General features: G+C 59.2%; 14 protein-coding genes. 13 read left to right on the top strand and 1 reads right to left on the bottom strand.

Features of this window, described 5'->3' with window-relative positions; translation table 11 throughout:
- The first annotated feature begins 16 nt into the window (after positions 1-16).
- From EQV24_RS05495 to mtfA, 9 genes are all read left to right on the top strand, one after another.
- On the top strand, positions 17-871 hold the full coding sequence (locus tag EQV24_RS05495) for a CheR family methyltransferase (protein ID WP_013097811.1): 855 nt from the start codon (positions 17-19) through the stop codon (positions 869-871).
- The gene (locus EQV24_RS05500; protein ID WP_130626292.1) at positions 868-1,944 is read left to right on the top strand and encodes a chemotaxis response regulator protein-glutamate methylesterase; all 1,077 of its coding nucleotides are present in this window, start codon (positions 868-870) and stop codon (positions 1,942-1,944) included. Before EQV24_RS05495 ends, EQV24_RS05500 begins: the two co-directional genes overlap by 4 nt.
- Positions 1,934-2,320, top strand: a complete 387-nt coding sequence (cheY, locus tag EQV24_RS05505) for a chemotaxis response regulator CheY (protein WP_013097813.1) — start codon at positions 1,934-1,936, stop codon at positions 2,318-2,320. Before EQV24_RS05500 ends, cheY begins: the two co-directional genes overlap by 11 nt.
- A gap of 5 nt (positions 2,321-2,325) precedes the next feature.
- Positions 2,326-2,964, top strand: a complete 639-nt coding sequence (gene cheZ, locus EQV24_RS05510) for a protein phosphatase CheZ (protein ID WP_130626293.1) — start codon at positions 2,326-2,328, stop codon at positions 2,962-2,964.
- An 18-nt stretch (positions 2,965-2,982) separates the two neighbouring features.
- Entirely contained in the window at positions 2,983-4,128 is a 1,146-nt protein-coding gene (gene flhB, locus EQV24_RS05515; protein WP_130626294.1) for a flagellar biosynthesis protein FlhB, read from the top strand.
- The gene (gene flhA, locus EQV24_RS05520) at positions 4,128-6,221 is read left to right on the top strand and encodes a flagellar biosynthesis protein FlhA (protein WP_013097816.1); all 2,094 of its coding nucleotides are present in this window, start codon (positions 4,128-4,130) and stop codon (positions 6,219-6,221) included. The genes flhB and flhA overlap by 1 nt, the downstream gene beginning before the upstream one ends.
- Positions 6,218-6,625 (top strand): flagellar protein FlhE, encoded by a 408-nt coding sequence (locus EQV24_RS05525; RefSeq protein WP_130626295.1) that lies wholly within the window; start codon positions 6,218-6,220, stop codon positions 6,623-6,625. Before flhA ends, EQV24_RS05525 begins: the two co-directional genes overlap by 4 nt.
- A gap of 343 nt (positions 6,626-6,968) precedes the next feature.
- Positions 6,969-7,511, top strand: coding sequence for a chorismate mutase (locus EQV24_RS05530; protein ID WP_130626296.1), 543 nt, complete (start codon positions 6,969-6,971; stop codon positions 7,509-7,511).
- Between the two features lie 228 nt (positions 7,512-7,739).
- Positions 7,740-8,537, top strand: coding sequence for a DgsA anti-repressor MtfA (gene mtfA / locus EQV24_RS05535; protein WP_029881844.1), 798 nt, complete (start codon positions 7,740-7,742; stop codon positions 8,535-8,537).
- Here mtfA and EQV24_RS05540 read toward each other — a convergent pair.
- The gene (locus EQV24_RS05540) at positions 8,534-9,745 is read right to left on the bottom strand and encodes an MFS transporter (RefSeq protein ID WP_130626297.1); all 1,212 of its coding nucleotides are present in this window, start codon (positions 9,743-9,745) and stop codon (positions 8,534-8,536) included. The genes mtfA and EQV24_RS05540 overlap by 4 nt on opposite strands.
- 138 nt (positions 9,746-9,883) lie before the next feature.
- Between EQV24_RS05540 and EQV24_RS05545 the strand changes: the two genes are divergently transcribed.
- The 4 genes from EQV24_RS05545 to EQV24_RS05560 are packed head-to-tail and all read left to right on the top strand — an operon-like array spanning position 9,884 to position 15,634.
- Positions 9,884-11,626, top strand: coding sequence for an IucA/IucC family protein (locus tag EQV24_RS05545; protein WP_130626298.1), 1,743 nt, complete (start codon positions 9,884-9,886; stop codon positions 11,624-11,626).
- The gene (locus tag EQV24_RS05550; protein WP_029881841.1) at positions 11,626-12,573 is read left to right on the top strand and encodes a GNAT family N-acetyltransferase; all 948 of its coding nucleotides are present in this window, start codon (positions 11,626-11,628) and stop codon (positions 12,571-12,573) included. The genes EQV24_RS05545 and EQV24_RS05550 overlap by 1 nt, the downstream gene beginning before the upstream one ends.
- Positions 12,570-14,312 (top strand): IucA/IucC family siderophore biosynthesis protein, encoded by a 1,743-nt coding sequence (gene iucC / locus EQV24_RS05555; RefSeq protein WP_130626299.1) that lies wholly within the window; start codon positions 12,570-12,572, stop codon positions 14,310-14,312. Before EQV24_RS05550 ends, iucC begins: the two co-directional genes overlap by 4 nt.
- The gene (locus EQV24_RS05560) at positions 14,309-15,634 is read left to right on the top strand and encodes a SidA/IucD/PvdA family monooxygenase (protein ID WP_130626300.1); all 1,326 of its coding nucleotides are present in this window, start codon (positions 14,309-14,311) and stop codon (positions 15,632-15,634) included. Before iucC ends, EQV24_RS05560 begins: the two co-directional genes overlap by 4 nt.
- The last annotated feature ends 3 nt before the right edge of the window (positions 15,635-15,637 follow it).

The raw sequence follows: 15,637 nt of genomic DNA on the forward strand, positions 1-15,637 counted from the left end.
GGTCTGCCCCAATTCTATGAGTGAAATTATCAGCACTTCTGCACGCTTATCCCTGAATACGCTTTCTCTGACTGACAGCGAATTGCAGCGTGTCGGGAAATTAATCTATAAGCGCGCCGGAATTGTCGTTAACGCGCAAAAGCGAGAGATGATTTTTAATCGTCTTTCCCGTCGCGTGCGCACGCTGGGGCTTGCCACGTTCAGCGATTATATCGCCCTGCTTGAGTCACACTCAGAGCATCCGGAATGGCAGAACTTTATCAACGCGCTGACAACTAACCTGACCTCCTTTTTCCGCGAGGCGTATCACTTCCCGATCCTCGCGGAACATGCGCGCCAGCGCGCATCGGGCTACCGCGTCTGGTGTACCGCGGCGTCCACGGGGGAAGAGCCCTGCTCTATCGCCATGACGCTGAATGAACAGCTGGGCGCGTCAGTGGCCGGACCGCGGATCTGGGCGTCGGATATCGACACCGAGGTGCTGGCAAAAGCGGAAGCGGGCATCTACCGCCTGAACGATCTGGACGCGCTGACGCTGGCGCAAAAGCGTCACTATTTTCTGCGCGGGGCGGGTGACAACAGCGAATGGGTGAAAGCCCGCCAGGAGTTGCTGTCCGCCATTCACTACCAGCAGCTGAATTTACTCGATGAAAAGTGGTCCGTTCCCGGGCCGTTCGACGCCATTTTCTGCCGCAACGTGATGATTTATTTCGATGCGCCGACGCAACAGCGCCTGTTGCAGCGCTTTGCGCGTCTGCTCAAGCCGGGCGGCCTGCTGTTTGTCGGCCATTCGGAACATTTTAACCATGCACATATTCCGCTGCGCCTGCGTGGGCAGTCGGTATATGAACTGACGGAGGCCACACGGTGAAGTCGATTCGTGTGCTGGCGGTCGATGATTCCGCCCTGATGCGTAACATGCTCAGCGCGGTCGTCAATCAGCAGCCTGATATGGAAATGGTCGGCACGGCGCCGGATGCGTTTATTGCGCGCGAGCTGATTAAACAGCTCAACCCGGACGTGCTGACGCTGGATATCGACATGCCGCGCATGGACGGGCTGGAGTTTCTCTCCCGCCTGATGCGCCTGCGCCCGATGCCCGTCGTGATGATCTCCTCCCTGACCACCCGCGGCTCGAAAGCCACCCTCACCGCGCTGGAGCACGGTGCGGTCGATTTTCTGCCCAAGCCCGAGCATCGCGGCGCAGAGAATATCGACAGTTGGAGCCAGCTGGTGGTGGAGAAGATCCGCGTCGCCGCCCGCGCGAAGCTGGCGCAGCATACCCCCGACGCCAGACCGGTGCTCGCCGGGATCCCCGTGCGCCAGCAGAGCCTCATCGCTATCGGATCCTCTACCGGCGGCACGGAGGCATTGCGTCGGGTGCTGATGCCGCTGCCGGTCAGTACGCCAGGGATTGTAATAGCCCAGCACATGCCCGCCGGTTTCACCCACTCTTTCGCCCAGCGACTCGACTCACTGTGTCAGATTGCGGTGCGTGAAGCGCAGGATGGCGAACCCGTGCGGCCAGGTACCGCCCTGATCGCACCGGGCGATTGTCATATGGAGGTTATCTGTCAGGACAACGGCTACCGGGTCCGGCTCAGCGATGCCCCACCGGTGAATCGTCATCGTCCGTCAGTGGATGTGCTGTTTGACTCCGTGGCGCGTCAGGCCAGCAAGCATGCCAGCGCTGCCCTGCTGACCGGCATGGGCGCGGACGGCGCGCGTGGCCTGCTGCATCTGCGCCAGACCGGGGCGTTTACCCTCGCGCAGAGCGAAGCCACCTGCGTGGTGTTCGGCATGCCGCGCGAGGCGATTGCGCTGGGTGCGGCGAAGAAGGTCGTCGACCTCGACGATATCAGCCAGTGCTTACTGGACAGTTTCCATAAACATAATTCATCCAAAACCGACTCACGTTCAGGAGATACCCCCCATGTCGGATAAAAATTTGCGTTTTCTGGTGGTGGACGACTTCGCCACCATGCGACGCATCGTACGTAACCTGCTGCAGGATCTGGGCTACAAACACATTGACGAGGCCGAAGACGGTCAGGATGCGCTCAACAAGCTGCGTGCCGGAGGTTTTGATTTCGTCGTCAGCGACTGGAACATGCCAAACATCGACGGTCTGGAGCTGCTGAAAACCATTCGCAGCGATGCCACCATGGCAAAGCTACCGGTGCTTATGGTGACCGCTGAGGCGAAGAAAGAGAACATCATCGCTGCCGCGCAGGCGGGGGCCAATGGTTACATCGTTAAGCCGTTTACCGCCGCCACGCTGGAAGAAAAGCTTGGCAAAATCTTTGAAAAACTCGGGTAACGCTTATGAACTCCCCGTTAAATATGCAGGCGGATAACGCCAAAGAGATTTTCGTTCGCATCGGACAACTGACCCGTCTGCTGCGCGACAGCATGGCCAACCTCGGTCTTGAACAGGCGATTATGGAAGTCGCCGACGCTTTTCCGAACACCCGCGACCGCCTGAACTATGTGGTCGGCAAGACCTCGCAGGCCGCCGATCGCGCGCTGACCAGCGTGGAAGTGGCGCGCCCTCTGCAGGAAGGGCTGAGCGATAACGCCACTGCGCTGAGCGCGCGCTGGGACGCCTGGTTTGAACATCCGCAGCCGCTGGAGGATGCCCGCGAGCTGGTCAAAGCCACCCGCGCCTTCCTGCACGACGTGCCGGAGAAAACCCAGCAGACCAACCGCCAGCTGACCGAAATCATGATGGCGCAGGACTTCCAGGATCTCACCGGACAGGTGCTGCAAAGCCTGATGCATGTGATTGAGACCGTTGAGAAAGAGCTTATCAGCGTGCTGGTGGAAAACATGAGCGAGCGCGACGCCAGCGCCGCCACCGGTGACGCGCATCTGAAGAACGGTCCGCAGATCGATACCCGCGCCGAAGGCATTGTGGCCTCTCAGGAGCAGGTGGACGATCTGCTGGAGTCACTCGGCTTCTAATCCCGCCGGGCGAACGTCATGTCAGAACAAAACGACAGCGAAAAAACAGAAGACCCCACCCCCCACCGAAAGCAAAAAGCGCGCGAAGAGGGACAGGTTCCCCGATCACGCGAGCTGACGAGCGTCCTGATGCTGCTGGCAGGCTGGGGGTTACTGCTGGTGGCGGGCGGCTGGCTGGCAAAACAGCTGCAGCATCTGCTGCATAACGGCTTAACGTTTGACCGGCTCTTAGTCAGCGATCCGCAGCAGATGCTGCATCACGCCGGATCGCTGCTAGGAATGGCGTTTCTGGCGCTGCTGCCGTTCGTCGGTGGCCTGTTTCTGACCGCCGTCGCCACGCCGTCGCTGATTGGCGGCCTGAATATGAGCGCCAAGGCCCTCAAATTTAACGTCAAAAAGCTCAATCCGATCAGCGGCATCAAACGCCTGTTTTCCGGGCAGATGGTGTCGGAGATGGTGAAAAGCATTCTGAAGGTAACGCTTGCGGGCATCGGCGGCGGGCTGTTTTTGTGGTTCAACAAAGGGAAGTTTATCAGCCTGATGTATGAACCGCTGCGCATGGCGCTGGGTGATATCAGCGCCCTGCTGATGGGCTGCATGCTGGTCATTATTTTATCGCTGATCCCGATGGTGGCGTTCGACGTGGTTTACCAGCTCTGGAGCAACTTCAAAAAGCTGCGCATGAGCCTGAAAGAAATCAAAGACGAATTCAAAAATCAGGAAGGCGACCCGCTGATTAAAAGTAAGGTTCGCCAGTTGCAGCGTCAGATGGCGCAACAGCGAATGATGAGCGACGTCCCTACCGCTGACGTGGTGGTTAATAACCCGACCCACTATTCGGTCGCCCTGAAGTACCAGGAAGGCGCCATGGGCGCGCCGATGGTGGTTGCCAGCGGCAGCGGGCTTATCGCCCTGCGCATCCGCGAACTGGCCGAAGAGAACCGGGTCCCCATGCTTGAGGCGCCGCCGCTGGCGCGCGCCCTGTATCGCCACTGTGACCCCGGCACACCGGTTCCCGCCGAGCTGTACAGCGCGGTGGCAGAAGTGCTGGCCTGGGTTTATGGCCTTAAGCGCTGGCGTAAAGGCTATGGCTTACGTCCGCTGACACCTAAAGATCTTCCCGTTCCGGCGGGGATGGATTTTGCACAAGAGAGTAGAGAGTGATGGCCAATATCGCCACCAAATTACGATTACCCAACATGAAGGAAACCCAGTGGCAGGTACTGGCCGGGCCGGTACTGATCATGACCATCCTCGCGATGATGATCCTGCCGCTGCCGACCTTTGTGCTGGATCTGCTGTTTACCTTCAACATCGTGCTGTCGATCATGATCCTGCTGGTCGCCATGTTTACCCAGAACACGCTGGAGTTCTCGGCGTTCCCGACGGTGCTGCTGTTCTCCACCCTGCTGCGTCTGGCGCTTAACGTCGCCTCAACGCGCGTGATCCTGATGAACGGCCATACCGGTTCGGAAGCGGCGGGTCAGGTGGTGGAGGCCTTCGGCCACTTCCTGGTGGGCGGTAATTTCGCCATTGGTATCATCGTGTTCATCATTCTGATCATCATTAACTTTATGGTGATCACCAAGGGTGCCGGACGTATTGCTGAAGTGGGCGCGCGCTTTTCTCTCGACGGGATGCCGGGCAAGCAGATGGCGATTGACGCCGATCTCAATGCCGGACTGATCGGCGAAGAGGAGGCAAAACGCCGCCGTAAAGAGGTGACGCAGGAGGCCGACTTCTACGGTTCGATGGACGGTGCAAGTAAGTTTGTGCGTGGCGATGCCATCGCCGGGCTGCTGATTATGGCGATCAACATAATTGGTGGCCTGGTGATCGGTGTGATGCAGCACGACATGTCCGTGGGCGTAGCCGGTGAGACTTATACCCTGCTGACCATCGGTGATGGTCTGGTGGCACAGATCCCGGGTCTGGTGATCTCCACCGCGGCTGGCGTGGTGGTGACCCGCGTTGCCAACGACCAGGATGTGGGCGAGCAGATGGTGGGCCAGCTGTTTACCTCTCCGCGCGTGATTGTGCTGGCGGCAGGCGTGATTGGCCTGCTGGGCCTGATCCCCGGCATGCCTAACTTCGTCTTCCTGCTGTTTACCGCCACGCTGCTGGGTGTCGCCTGGTGGCTGCGAGGCCGCGAAGGTGAAGCGAAAAAAACCGGCGGCGTACAGGCGGATGCCGATGCGGCAGATGCGGAGGTGGCGCAGGTGAACGAGGCCTCCTGGTCTGATGTTCAGATGGAAGATACTCTGGGTCTGGAAGTGGGCTATCGCCTGATCCCGATGGTGGATCACGAACAGCAGGGTCAGTTGCTGACCCGCGTGCGCGGCATTCGCAAGAAGTTTGCCCAGCAGATGGGCTTCCTGCCGCCTGCCGTGCATATTCGTGACAACCTGGATCTGGCGCCAACGCACTATCGCATCCTGCTTAAAGGGGTCACCATTGGTTCCGGGGAAGTGCAGCCGGATCGCTGGATGGCGATCAATCCGGGCTGTGCCGAGGGGGAAGTGCCCGGCACGCCGTGCACCGAGCCCACCTTTGGCCTGCCTGCGCTGTGGATTGACGAAGTCCACCGCGAACTGGCGCAGACGCTGGGCTACACGGTGGTGGATCCGAGTTCAGTGGTGGCAACGCACCTTAACCATCTGATTACCACCCATACCGAGGAGCTGTTTGGTCGTCAGGAGGCGCAGCAGCTGCTCGATCAGATCACCAAACATTCACCGAAACTGGTGGAAGATTTGATCCCGGCGGTCATCAGCCTGACCACACTGCATAAGGTGCTGCAGAATCTGCTGGCCGAGCGCGTGCCGATCCGTGATATGCGCACCATCATCGATACGCTGGCGGAGTTTGCCACCGCCCAGAGCGACGCTGATGAGCTGACCACCCGCGTACGGGCGCGCCTTTCCCGGGCGATAACCCAGCAGTGGTTCCCGGGCGAGGAGGACATTCAGCTGATTGGGCTGGATCTCTCCCTGGAGCAGTTGTTGATCCAGGCGACCCAGAGCGGCAGCGCAATTGAGCCGGGGATAGCTGAAAACCTGATGAAGCAGACCGAAAAGGCGCTGCAGCATCAGGAAGGTTTAGGCGCACCGCCGGTGCTGCTGGTGAACCCGGCCCTGCGTCTGATGCTGTCGCGCTACCTGCGCCGCATCTTCCCGCAACTGGCGGTGCTCTCCAGCCAGGAGATCAATACCCAGCGCAACGTGCGGATGACGTATCTGATTGGGGGCAAAGGATGATGAGAGCAGTGCTTGCGCTGCTTCTGGTTTCGCCGCTGGCTGTCGCGGCGGACGGTTCCTGGAGCGGAGAGAGCTTTGGCGGCACGCTGACACGGGGGCAAATGGTACTAAAAAGCAAACCGGTGCAAAGCCCCTCACCCCTGCCCGCTGGCGCAGTGGCCTCACGCGTGTACTGGAAGATTCAGACAGACGGCCTGACGCCCGTAGGGTTTCGCATTCACCTGTGCAGCACCACGCGCTGCCTGACGCTGCCCGGCTTTGCCGGGGAGCTGCCCCTGCCTGCCGGGATGCCAGCCGCCGGGCCGTTTCGTTTTGAGTATTATTCCGTGGCGGGGGCGCGTTTCGACGCGCCGCTGCATGTGCTGAGTAATCAGGTCACGGTGAGTTATCGCAACCAGGGTTAAGCGTATCCCATACGTTGCCATCGGTGATTTGCCTGACTCATTTTTATAAATTTTCTTCATTTTCGTCCGAACATAGGGTGGTTATTTTTCATATTATTTCTGAAATGGAGAATAAGATGTCGCTCGGTAGCATATTCCAGTCATAGCAATTGGAAATGCGAAATTTGGCAATAAGATTAAAGACATTTGCGCTATCGATGACTTTATTCTTCAGGATTTTTTATTTTCTATCCGTCCCCTGAAATGCTTACAAATATGGCCGTTTATTAACGTTATAAACGATTGCCTGTAATAAACAGGCTGCGATAATAGATGCTCAATTCATCTTTGCGGGAGAATAACCGTGCGCTATTTCGCAGTTGTGGTTTCGTCAATTTTAATGTGTGGTTCATCGCTGGCCGCGTCCGTGAATTCGGCAACCCTTCCTGAGCTGGCTGAGGCATTAAATACACGATTCGAGGTGATGAAAGATGTGGCGGGTTATAAGGCGGCGAACCATCTTCCCGTTGAGGATCTTCCGAGAGAAAAAAATGTGCTTCTGAAGGCCCAGAGTGCTGCCCGCGACGTCATGCTGGATCCGCAGAGTATTGATGCGTTTATCCAGATACAGATGGCCGTCAGTAAAAACATCCAGTACCGCTATCTCGATCGATGGCGTTTGCAGCCTGAAAAAGCGTGGCAGCCCCGCCCGCTGGCAGAAGTAAGAGCACAAATTCTTCAACTGGATAACACCATCCTGAACCTGATTAGCCGGCAAATCATGACCGGTGGCGGATTTGGTGAAGAGCAGGACCGCACACTGTCCGGGTTGCTGAACACTAAGCAGATCTCAGCGCTGGAGAAGGCGCAGCTGATCGACGCGCTCGGGGAAATCAAACGTCGATAAACGCCCTGTGCCACCCGTTGTGCCATGTTTTCCACTGGGGATCGTCTCAATGGGATTTTTGTCACTGAAAGGAAACGGGATAAGTGTTTGAATAATGGCAGAGGGCTGGCCTCTCCTGCCATTCCCACATCTCTACGTTTTATAGTTGCCTTCATGCCGGGTTCTTTGGCATGTTAACGGAACCTGACCTTTCAATTTTGTACACGTGACGAGTTTGCGAGCACAGCGATGATTAAGTGGCCCTGGAAATCAAATGACGCTGGTCAACATGTGGCGCTGCCGTGGGATGACGCGCTGGCGATCCCCGTGCTGGCCAACCTCCAGCCGGATGAACAGTCAAAGCTAATTCAACTGGCGGATCGCTTTTTGCAGCAAAAGCGGCTGGTTCCGCTGCAGGGGTTTGAGCTGGATGCACTTAAAAGCGCGCGTATCGCCCTGCTTTTCTGCCTGCCGGTGCTCGAACTGGGTATCGAGTGGCTGGATGGCTTCCACGAAGTGCTGATCTACCCCGCGCCGTTTATCGTTGATGACGAGTGGGAAGATGATATTGGCCTGGTGCATAACCAGCGCGTAGTGCAGTCCGGGCAAAGCTGGCAGCAAGGCCCGATCATCCTCAACTGGCTGGATATTCAGGACTCGTTCGACGCGTCCGGGTTTAACCTGATTGTTCACGAAGTGGCGCATAAGCTTGATACCCGCAACGGCGATCGCGCCAGCGGTGTTCCGCTGATCCCGCTGCGTGAAGTCGCCGGTTGGGAGCACGACCTGCATGCGGCGATGGAAAATATCCAGGATGAGATTGACCTTGTCGGGGAAAGCGCGGCCAGCATTGATGCCTATGCGGCAACCGATCCGGCCGAGTGTTTTGCGGTGCTGTCAGAGTATTTCTTTAGCGCCCCGGAGCTGTTCGCCCCGCGTTTCCCGGCCCTGTGGCAACGTTTTTGTCATTTTTATCAGCAGGATCCCCTGCAGCGTCTGCGCCAGAGTGAGGGTTCCGGCAGCACCGCTTCCCGTCACGTCCATTAGGCCCCTGTTTCTGGGGTACGCTCAACCGACCGTACCCCTAAGCTCAAGGCTAAAAACAGCAGCGCCATTGCCCAGGCGGCCACGATTAAAAATGTTTCACCGAATGTGCGCGTCACCAGCGGCACCAGCAATGCGCTGACGCCGTAGCCCAGCGTATGGCTGGTGGCGATCACCCCCGCCCCTTTGCCTGTCGTTAATCTGTCGTTCAGCAGCAGCTGATAGCCGGGCGTTGCCATCGCCGCCCCCAGCGAGGTAATGACGATCCCCACATAGAACAGCGCCACATCCGCGAGACACATCACCCCAAGCCCGACCACCATCAGCACCGCTGCCAGGCAAAGTAACGTCATCGGGCGAAAGTGCTGCGGACGCACCACCAGAAACTGGGCAGCGAGCGTTGCCAGCGCGGCCAGGCTCAGCAGCAGCGCAACGTGATGACTGATTTGCGCCGCATTGCCGTCCAGCAACGGACTGAGATGGGGTGACAGACCAAGCTGCATCAGGCTCACCAGTGCGGCAAGCAACAGCGCCAGCATAAGATAAGGCAGCATTGATGCCTGCAGCCGCGTCGCCTGTTGCGCCACTGGCGGTAAAGGCGGATCGGCCACTTCACGCAGCACCATCAGCAGGGCGATAAACGGAGCCATAGCCATCAGCCACAGCGGTGCCACCGGGTTAACGCTGAGCATCAGCGCTGCCAGCGGCGGCCCCAGCAGACGCCCGCAGCTGAGGCCCGAGCTTATCGTCGCCAGCGCGGCCATTCTTTTCTCCAGACCCGCACGTTGAATGGCCCATGTCTGGGCCGCCGGCACCAGACCAGAGACCGTCAGGCCGTACAGGGTGCGCGAGAGGATAAGCCCTGCCAGCCCCCAGGCGGCATTAAGCATCCCGTTCGCCATTGCCCAGACCACCAGCGCCATGACGAAGAAACTTGCCAGATAGCCACTCAGCGAGGCCAGCATCACGCTTTTGCAGCCGTGCCGCTCGCTCTGGCGTCCCCACCAGGGCGAAGCCGGTAAAAAGAGCATCGAACCGAACATCAACAGACCCGCCCAAACGGAGAGCGATAGCCCGGTCATCGTGACCAGCTGCGGCAGCATGACCAGCAAACCGTTTTGCCCGATCCCCAGTAAACCGGCACACAACGCCAGGGGCCAGTTCGCTTTCGGGGTGAGATTGTCGGTCAGAGTGTCGGAAAGTGAGCGCATAGAATTGTGAACATAGTGTCAATAAATGTGTGGAAATCATGAAGTTTATGAAAACAAATATTGCAAAAATAGTTGCGACTGTAAACAGAATGAATATCATAACGAGAATTATTATCAGTCATGGAATGAGGTACATCTATGCGTACTCTGCCCCGCTCTGCCGGTACAGACGTTGCGGCCCAGTGTTTTTTAAACGCCCTGTTGCGCGAAACGAAGGACTGGCGCTATCTCCCCGCTACCGCTGCGGATGAGCTATCGCAGATCCATATCCCGCTCTCGCAAACCCAGGCCATCCGGGTTTCAGTACACTATTTCTCCCCAACCCAGCATCATCAGTATCGCTTCCCGGCAACGCTCATCCAGACCGACAGCGACCGTAGTGACGCCGTCACTTTCCCTCAACTGGTTGATTTAATTCTTGAAAAAACCGATATAAAAGGCTCACTGGATGCCGATACGCTGACGCGTTTTAAGCAGCGCGCCCTTGAAAGCCATGCCCATACCTGGCAGGCGATCGACTTGCGTCACCGCTGGGCAAACCTGCGCGACACGCCGCTGACGTTCGCCGAGGCGGAACAAGCGCTGCTGGTCGGCCACGCATTCCATCCGGCCCCGAAGTCACACGAGCCGTTTAACGAAACCGAAGCCCGCCGCTATTTGCCCGATTTCGCCTCCCGCTTTCCACTGCGCTGGTTTGCCGTTGAGAGTGAACTGATCGCTGGCGAGAGTCTGAACGTCTCCCTGCGCGAACGTCTGCTGCGCTTCGCAGCCCAGAGCGCCCCTGAACTGCTCGGTCATTTCACCGACACCCGCTGGCTGCTGCCGATGCACCCGTGGCAGGCGGAGTATCTGCTCGGTCAGGACTGGTGCCAGCGACTGGTGGCGAAGGGAGCCTTGCAGGATCTGGGCGAAGCGGGCGCGCAGTGGCTGCCCACCAGCTCCTCCCGCTCGCTGTACTGCGAAACCAACAGCGACATGATTAAGTTTTCCCTGAGCGTGCGCCTGACCAACTCGGTACGCACGCTGTCGCTGAAAGAGGTTAAGCGCGGGATGCGTCTGGCGCGTCTGGCGAAAACGGCGCGCTGGCAGGAGCTCCAGGCGCGCTACCCCACCATGCGCGTGATGCAGGAAGACGGCTGGGCGGGTCTGCGTGACGAAAGCGGCGTCATTCAGGAAGAGAGCCTGATGGCACTGCGCGTGAACCTGCTGTTTGATACGCCGGATACGCAAACCAACGTGCTGGTGAGCCTGACGCAGGCCGCGCCGGACGGCGGTGACAGCCTGCTGGCGGCTGCGGTCCGCCGTCTGAGCCAGCGTCTGGATCTCCCCCTTGCCCAGGCCGCGCGCTGCTGGCTGGACGCCTATTGCGACCGCGTTCTCCTTCCGCTGTTCAGCGCCGAAGCCGATTACGGTCTGGTCCTGCTGGCACATCAGCAAAACATTCTTGTGGAGATGCAGCAGGACTTCCCGGTCGGGCTTATCTACCGTGACTGCCAGGGCAGCGCCTGGACCGAAGGGGCCGATGCGTGGCTGAAAGAGGCAGGTGAAAGCGAGGTGGAAAACCGCTTCGGCGAGAGCCAGCTGCTGCGCTACTTCCCCTATTACCTGCTGCTGAACTCCACACTCGCCGTCACCGCCGCCCTCGCTGCCGCAGGTTTCGACAGCGAAGAGAGCCTGATGTCACGGGTGCGTGACGCGCTGGCCAGCCTGCGCCAGACCGCGAAGCAGACCCGCTGCCTCGACTACGTGCTCGACAGCCCGACCTGGAACTGCAAAGGCAACTTTTTCTGCTACCTGCACGATCGCAACGAAAACACGATTGCCGATCCGGCAGTGATCTATTTCGACTTTAGCAACCCGTTTTACAAGGAGAAGGCGTGATGGCTAACGCGAATATCGTCCATTCCGGCTACGGCTTTCGTTGCACCGCAACGGACACATCCCTGCCGCTGACCTTAGGCCTCGACGGCAGCGCGGTGCTGGAGCGCCTGCGCGATATCCCGGACGGCTGGCTGGTCGAGGCGCTGGATCAGCTGTTTGTCGCCGCACCGGCACTGACCGGCATCACGCTGCCGTGGGCAGCCTGGCAGGATGAACCGCAGGCGCAGGCGTTATTCGCGCTTGCCAGCGGCGATTATCTGGCCCGTGAGACCTTCTGGCAGCTGCCGCTGTGGCTGCAGGGGGAGCGTCCGCAGGCCAGCGGTGGCATGCAGTTCGATGAGAGCCGTCAGCTTTACTTCCCGCTGCGCCCTCACCGTCCGCAAGGGGAAGTCTATCGCCGTTACGATGCGCAAATTAAACGCACCCTGAGCTTCCGCGTGGCCGACGTGGCGCTGGACGGTGAGCGTTTTACCCAGTGGATGAACAACCCGCGCGTCAACGCGTTCTGGGAGATGGCCGGTCCTCAGGAAGAGCAGGAAAACTACCTGCGCCGTCAGCTCGACTCGACGTACTGCTACCCGGTTATCGGCTGCTTTGACGATCAGCCGTTCGGCTATTTTGAACTCTACTGGGCCGCAGAAGACCGTATCGGACGCCACTATCGCTGGCAGCCGTTTGACCGTGGGCTGCATATGCTGGTCGGCGAAGAGAACTGGCGCGGCGCGCAGTATATCCGTAGCTGGCTGCGCGGTCTGAGCCACTATCTGTGGCTGGATGAACCGCGCACGACGCGCATTGTCGCTGAGCCACGTTTCGACAATCAGCGCCTGTTCCGCCATCTGGCGTCTGCCGGTTTCGACACCGTTAAAGAGTTCGACTTCCCGCATAAACGTTCGCGCCTCATCATGAGCGAGCGTCACCGCTTCTTCAGCGAGGTGGGACTGTGAACGCACTCTGGCAAAAAGTGAACCGCGAGATGGTGGCGAAGATCCTCGCCGAGCTGGAATACGAACGTACCCTGAGCGCCGAACTGCTGGCCGCTGACCGCTGGCAAATCACCATGGGCAGCGAAACATGGCAGTTTCGCGCCACGCGCGGCATCTGGGGCTGGTTACATATCGATCCCGCCAGTCTGACCACCGCCAGCGGAGCCGCCGTGGAAGCGGAAAGCGCGTTTCTGCAGCTGGCGACGGTGCTGGAGATGAGCGACGCACAAACGGCAGAGCATCTGGAAGATCTTTACGCCACGCTGCGGGGCGACATGCAGCTGCTGCAGGCGCGAGAGACGCTGGATGCCTACGCGCTTATTCATCTCGACCCGGACGAACTCCAGTGTCTGATGAGCGGCCATCCCAAGTTCATTTTTAACAAAGGACGCCGCGGCTGGGGGCTGGAGGCGCTGCGCCAGTACGCGCCGGAATACCGTGGCCGTTTTCGCCTGCACTGGGTTGCCGTGCAGCGCGAGCATCTGGTCTGGAGCAGCGATGTCGATTGCGATATCAACTCCCTGCTGGCCAGCACCATGGACAGTGCCGAGCGCGCGCGCTTTGACGCCCGCTGGCAGGCGCTGAAGCTTGACGACAGCTGGCTGCCGGTGCCGCTGCACCCGTGGCAGTGGCAGCAAAAAATTGCCGTCCATTTCCTGGCCCAGCTCGCGCGCGGTGAGATGGTAGAGCTGGGGGAATTTGGCGATGAGTATCTGGCCCAACAGTCCCTGCGCACGCTGACCAACGCCAGCCGCCGCACGCCGTATGACATCAAGCTGCCGCTGACCATCTACAACACCTCCTGCTATCGCGGCATTCCGGGCAAGTACATTGCCGCCGGGCCGCTGGCCTCGCGCTGGTTACAGCAGCAGTTTGCCAGCGACGCCACTCTCACCCGCTCTGGCGCGCAGGTGCTTGGCGAACCCGCCGCCGGATATCTGGCGCATACCGGTTACGCCGCACTACCGAAAGCGCCCTATCGCTATCAGGAGATGCTGGGCGTGATCTGGCGCGAAAACCCGTCCTGCTATCTGCAGGACGGCGAGCAGGCGGTGCTGATGGCGGCGCTGATGGAGACCGACAACGCCGGACGCCCGCTGATTGACGCGTGGATTGCCCATTCCGGATTAACTGCCGAAGCCTGGCTGGAAAAACTGTTCGATGCCACGGTGGTCCCCTTCTATCACCTGCTCTGCCGCTACGGCGTGGCACTCATCGCCCACGGACAGAACGTAACGCTGGTGATGAAAGACTACGTACCGCAGCGCATTCTGCTGAAGGATTTCCAGGGCGATATGCGGCTGGTCGATGAATATTTCCCACAGGCGGAAAGCCTGCCGCAACAGGTGAAAGCCGTCACGGCGCGCCTGAGCGCGGAGTACATCATCCATGACCTGCAAACCGGCAACTTCGTGACGGTGCTGCGTTTTATCTCGCGTCTCACGCAGCAAAGCGGCGTCAGCGAAACCCGCTTCTATCAGATCCTGGCGCAGGTTTTGCGCCGTTATATGGCCGCGCATCCGGATCTTGCCGGGCGCTTCGCGAAGTTCGACCTGTTTAAGCCGCAGATCATTCGCGTGATCCTCAACCCGGTCAAACTCACCTTCTCCGAACACGACGGTGGCAGCCGCATGCTGCCGAACTACGTCTGCGATCTCGATAACCCCCTTTTTCTGGTCTCCCAGGAGTCAGCGCAATGAAAACGTATGATTTCATCGGCATTGGTATTGGCCCGTTTAACCTCAGCATCGCTGCCCTTGCAGAGGGGCTGGACGGATTCAGTTCACTGTTTCTTGAACGTAAGCCGCATTTCTCCTGGCACCCGGGGATGATGGTGCCGGACTGCCACATGCAAACCAGCTTCCTGAAGGATCTGGTCAGCGCCGTGGAGCCGACCAACCGCCATAGCTTTCTGAACTACCTGGTACAGCGTAAAAAGTTCTACCGTTTTCTGACCACCGAGCAGCGCACCGTCTCCCGCGAGGAGTTTGCTGATTACCTGAGCTGGGCGGCGGATAACCTCACCAACCTCGCCTTCAGCCAGCAGGTGCAGCAGGTGAGTTTTGATGAGAAAAAGGGCCTGTTTGAGGTAGTAACCCAGCGCGATCGCTTCCTGGCGCGCCACGTCTGCGTGGGGATTGGTAAACAGATCAACCTCCCCGACTGTGTGACCGCGCAGGATGACAGCTGCTTCCACGCCAGCGAGATGATGCTGCGCACGCCAGATTTGGCGGGCAAACGGGTGACCGTCGTTGGCGGCGGCCAGAGCGGTGCCGATCTGTTTTTGAATATCTTCCGCGGGGAGTGGGGTCAGCCGCTGAGCCTGAACTGGGTGTCGCGCCGCAACAACTACAACGCCCTGGATGAGGCCGCATTTGCCAACGAGTATTTCACACCGGAGTACGTGGACAGCTTTTCCACACTTGGTGAAGAGGCCCGTCGTCAGATGCTGCACGAGCAGAAGATGACCTCTGACGGTATCACCACCGAGTCCCTGCTGGCGATTTACCGCGCCATGTATCACCGCTTTGAAGTGCTGCGTGAAAAACCCTGGGCGCACCTGATGCCGTCCCGCTCGGTAACCGCACTCACGCGGCTGCAAAACGGGCAACGCCTGACGCTACAGCATCACCTCGACGGTGGCCGTGAACAGCTGGAGAGCGACGTGGTGATCTTTGCCACGGGCTACCGCGCCGCGCAGCCTGCGTTTCTGGCGCCACTCTCCCATCGTCTGCACCTGGATGCCGACGAAGCTTTTCACATCAACAACGATTTCACCCTTGAATGGGACGGCCCGCAGGGCAACCGCCTGTTTGCCGTGAATGCCGGGATGCACCGTCTCGGTATTGCCGAACCCCAGCTCAGCCTGATGGCCTGGCGCGCCGCGCGAATTCTCAATCGCGCGCACGATGACGAGCCGTTTGAGCTGGCTACTACCCCCGGCGTGATCCACTGGCGTAGCACCACCAGCACGGATAACAGCCAGGTTTTTAAATCATTAGCACAGACCACCGAGTACTGACAC

The sequence above is a fragment of the Enterobacter sp. A8 genome (assembly GCF_004296595.1).
Classification (GTDB): domain Bacteria; phylum Pseudomonadota; class Gammaproteobacteria; order Enterobacterales; family Enterobacteriaceae; genus Enterobacter; species Enterobacter cloacae.

What these genes read in the sequence shown, in the direction of transcription:
- EQV24_RS05545 (WP_130626298.1), top strand. Translation starts at nt 9,884, where the DNA reads ATGCGTACTCTGCCCCGCTCTGCCGGTACAGACGTTGCGGCCCAGTGT.
- cheY (WP_013097813.1), top strand. Translation starts at nt 1,934, where the DNA reads ATGTCGGATAAAAATTTGCGTTTTCTGGTGGTGGACGACTTCGCCACC.
- EQV24_RS05540 (WP_130626297.1), bottom strand. Translation starts at nt 9,745, where the DNA reads ATGCGCTCACTTTCCGACACTCTGACCGACAATCTCACCCCGAAAGCG.
- mtfA (WP_029881844.1), top strand. Translation starts at nt 7,740, where the DNA reads ATGATTAAGTGGCCCTGGAAATCAAATGACGCTGGTCAACATGTGGCG.
- EQV24_RS05560 (WP_130626300.1), top strand. Translation starts at nt 14,309, where the DNA reads ATGAAAACGTATGATTTCATCGGCATTGGTATTGGCCCGTTTAACCTC.
- EQV24_RS05495 (WP_013097811.1), top strand. Translation starts at nt 17, where the DNA reads ATGAGTGAAATTATCAGCACTTCTGCACGCTTATCCCTGAATACGCTT.
- cheZ (WP_130626293.1), top strand. Translation starts at nt 2,326, where the DNA reads ATGAACTCCCCGTTAAATATGCAGGCGGATAACGCCAAAGAGATTTTC.
- EQV24_RS05550 (WP_029881841.1), top strand. Translation starts at nt 11,626, where the DNA reads ATGGCTAACGCGAATATCGTCCATTCCGGCTACGGCTTTCGTTGCACC.
- flhB (WP_130626294.1), top strand. Translation starts at nt 2,983, where the DNA reads ATGTCAGAACAAAACGACAGCGAAAAAACAGAAGACCCCACCCCCCAC.
- EQV24_RS05525 (WP_130626295.1), top strand. Translation starts at nt 6,218, where the DNA reads ATGATGAGAGCAGTGCTTGCGCTGCTTCTGGTTTCGCCGCTGGCTGTC.
- flhA (WP_013097816.1), top strand. Translation starts at nt 4,128, where the DNA reads ATGGCCAATATCGCCACCAAATTACGATTACCCAACATGAAGGAAACC.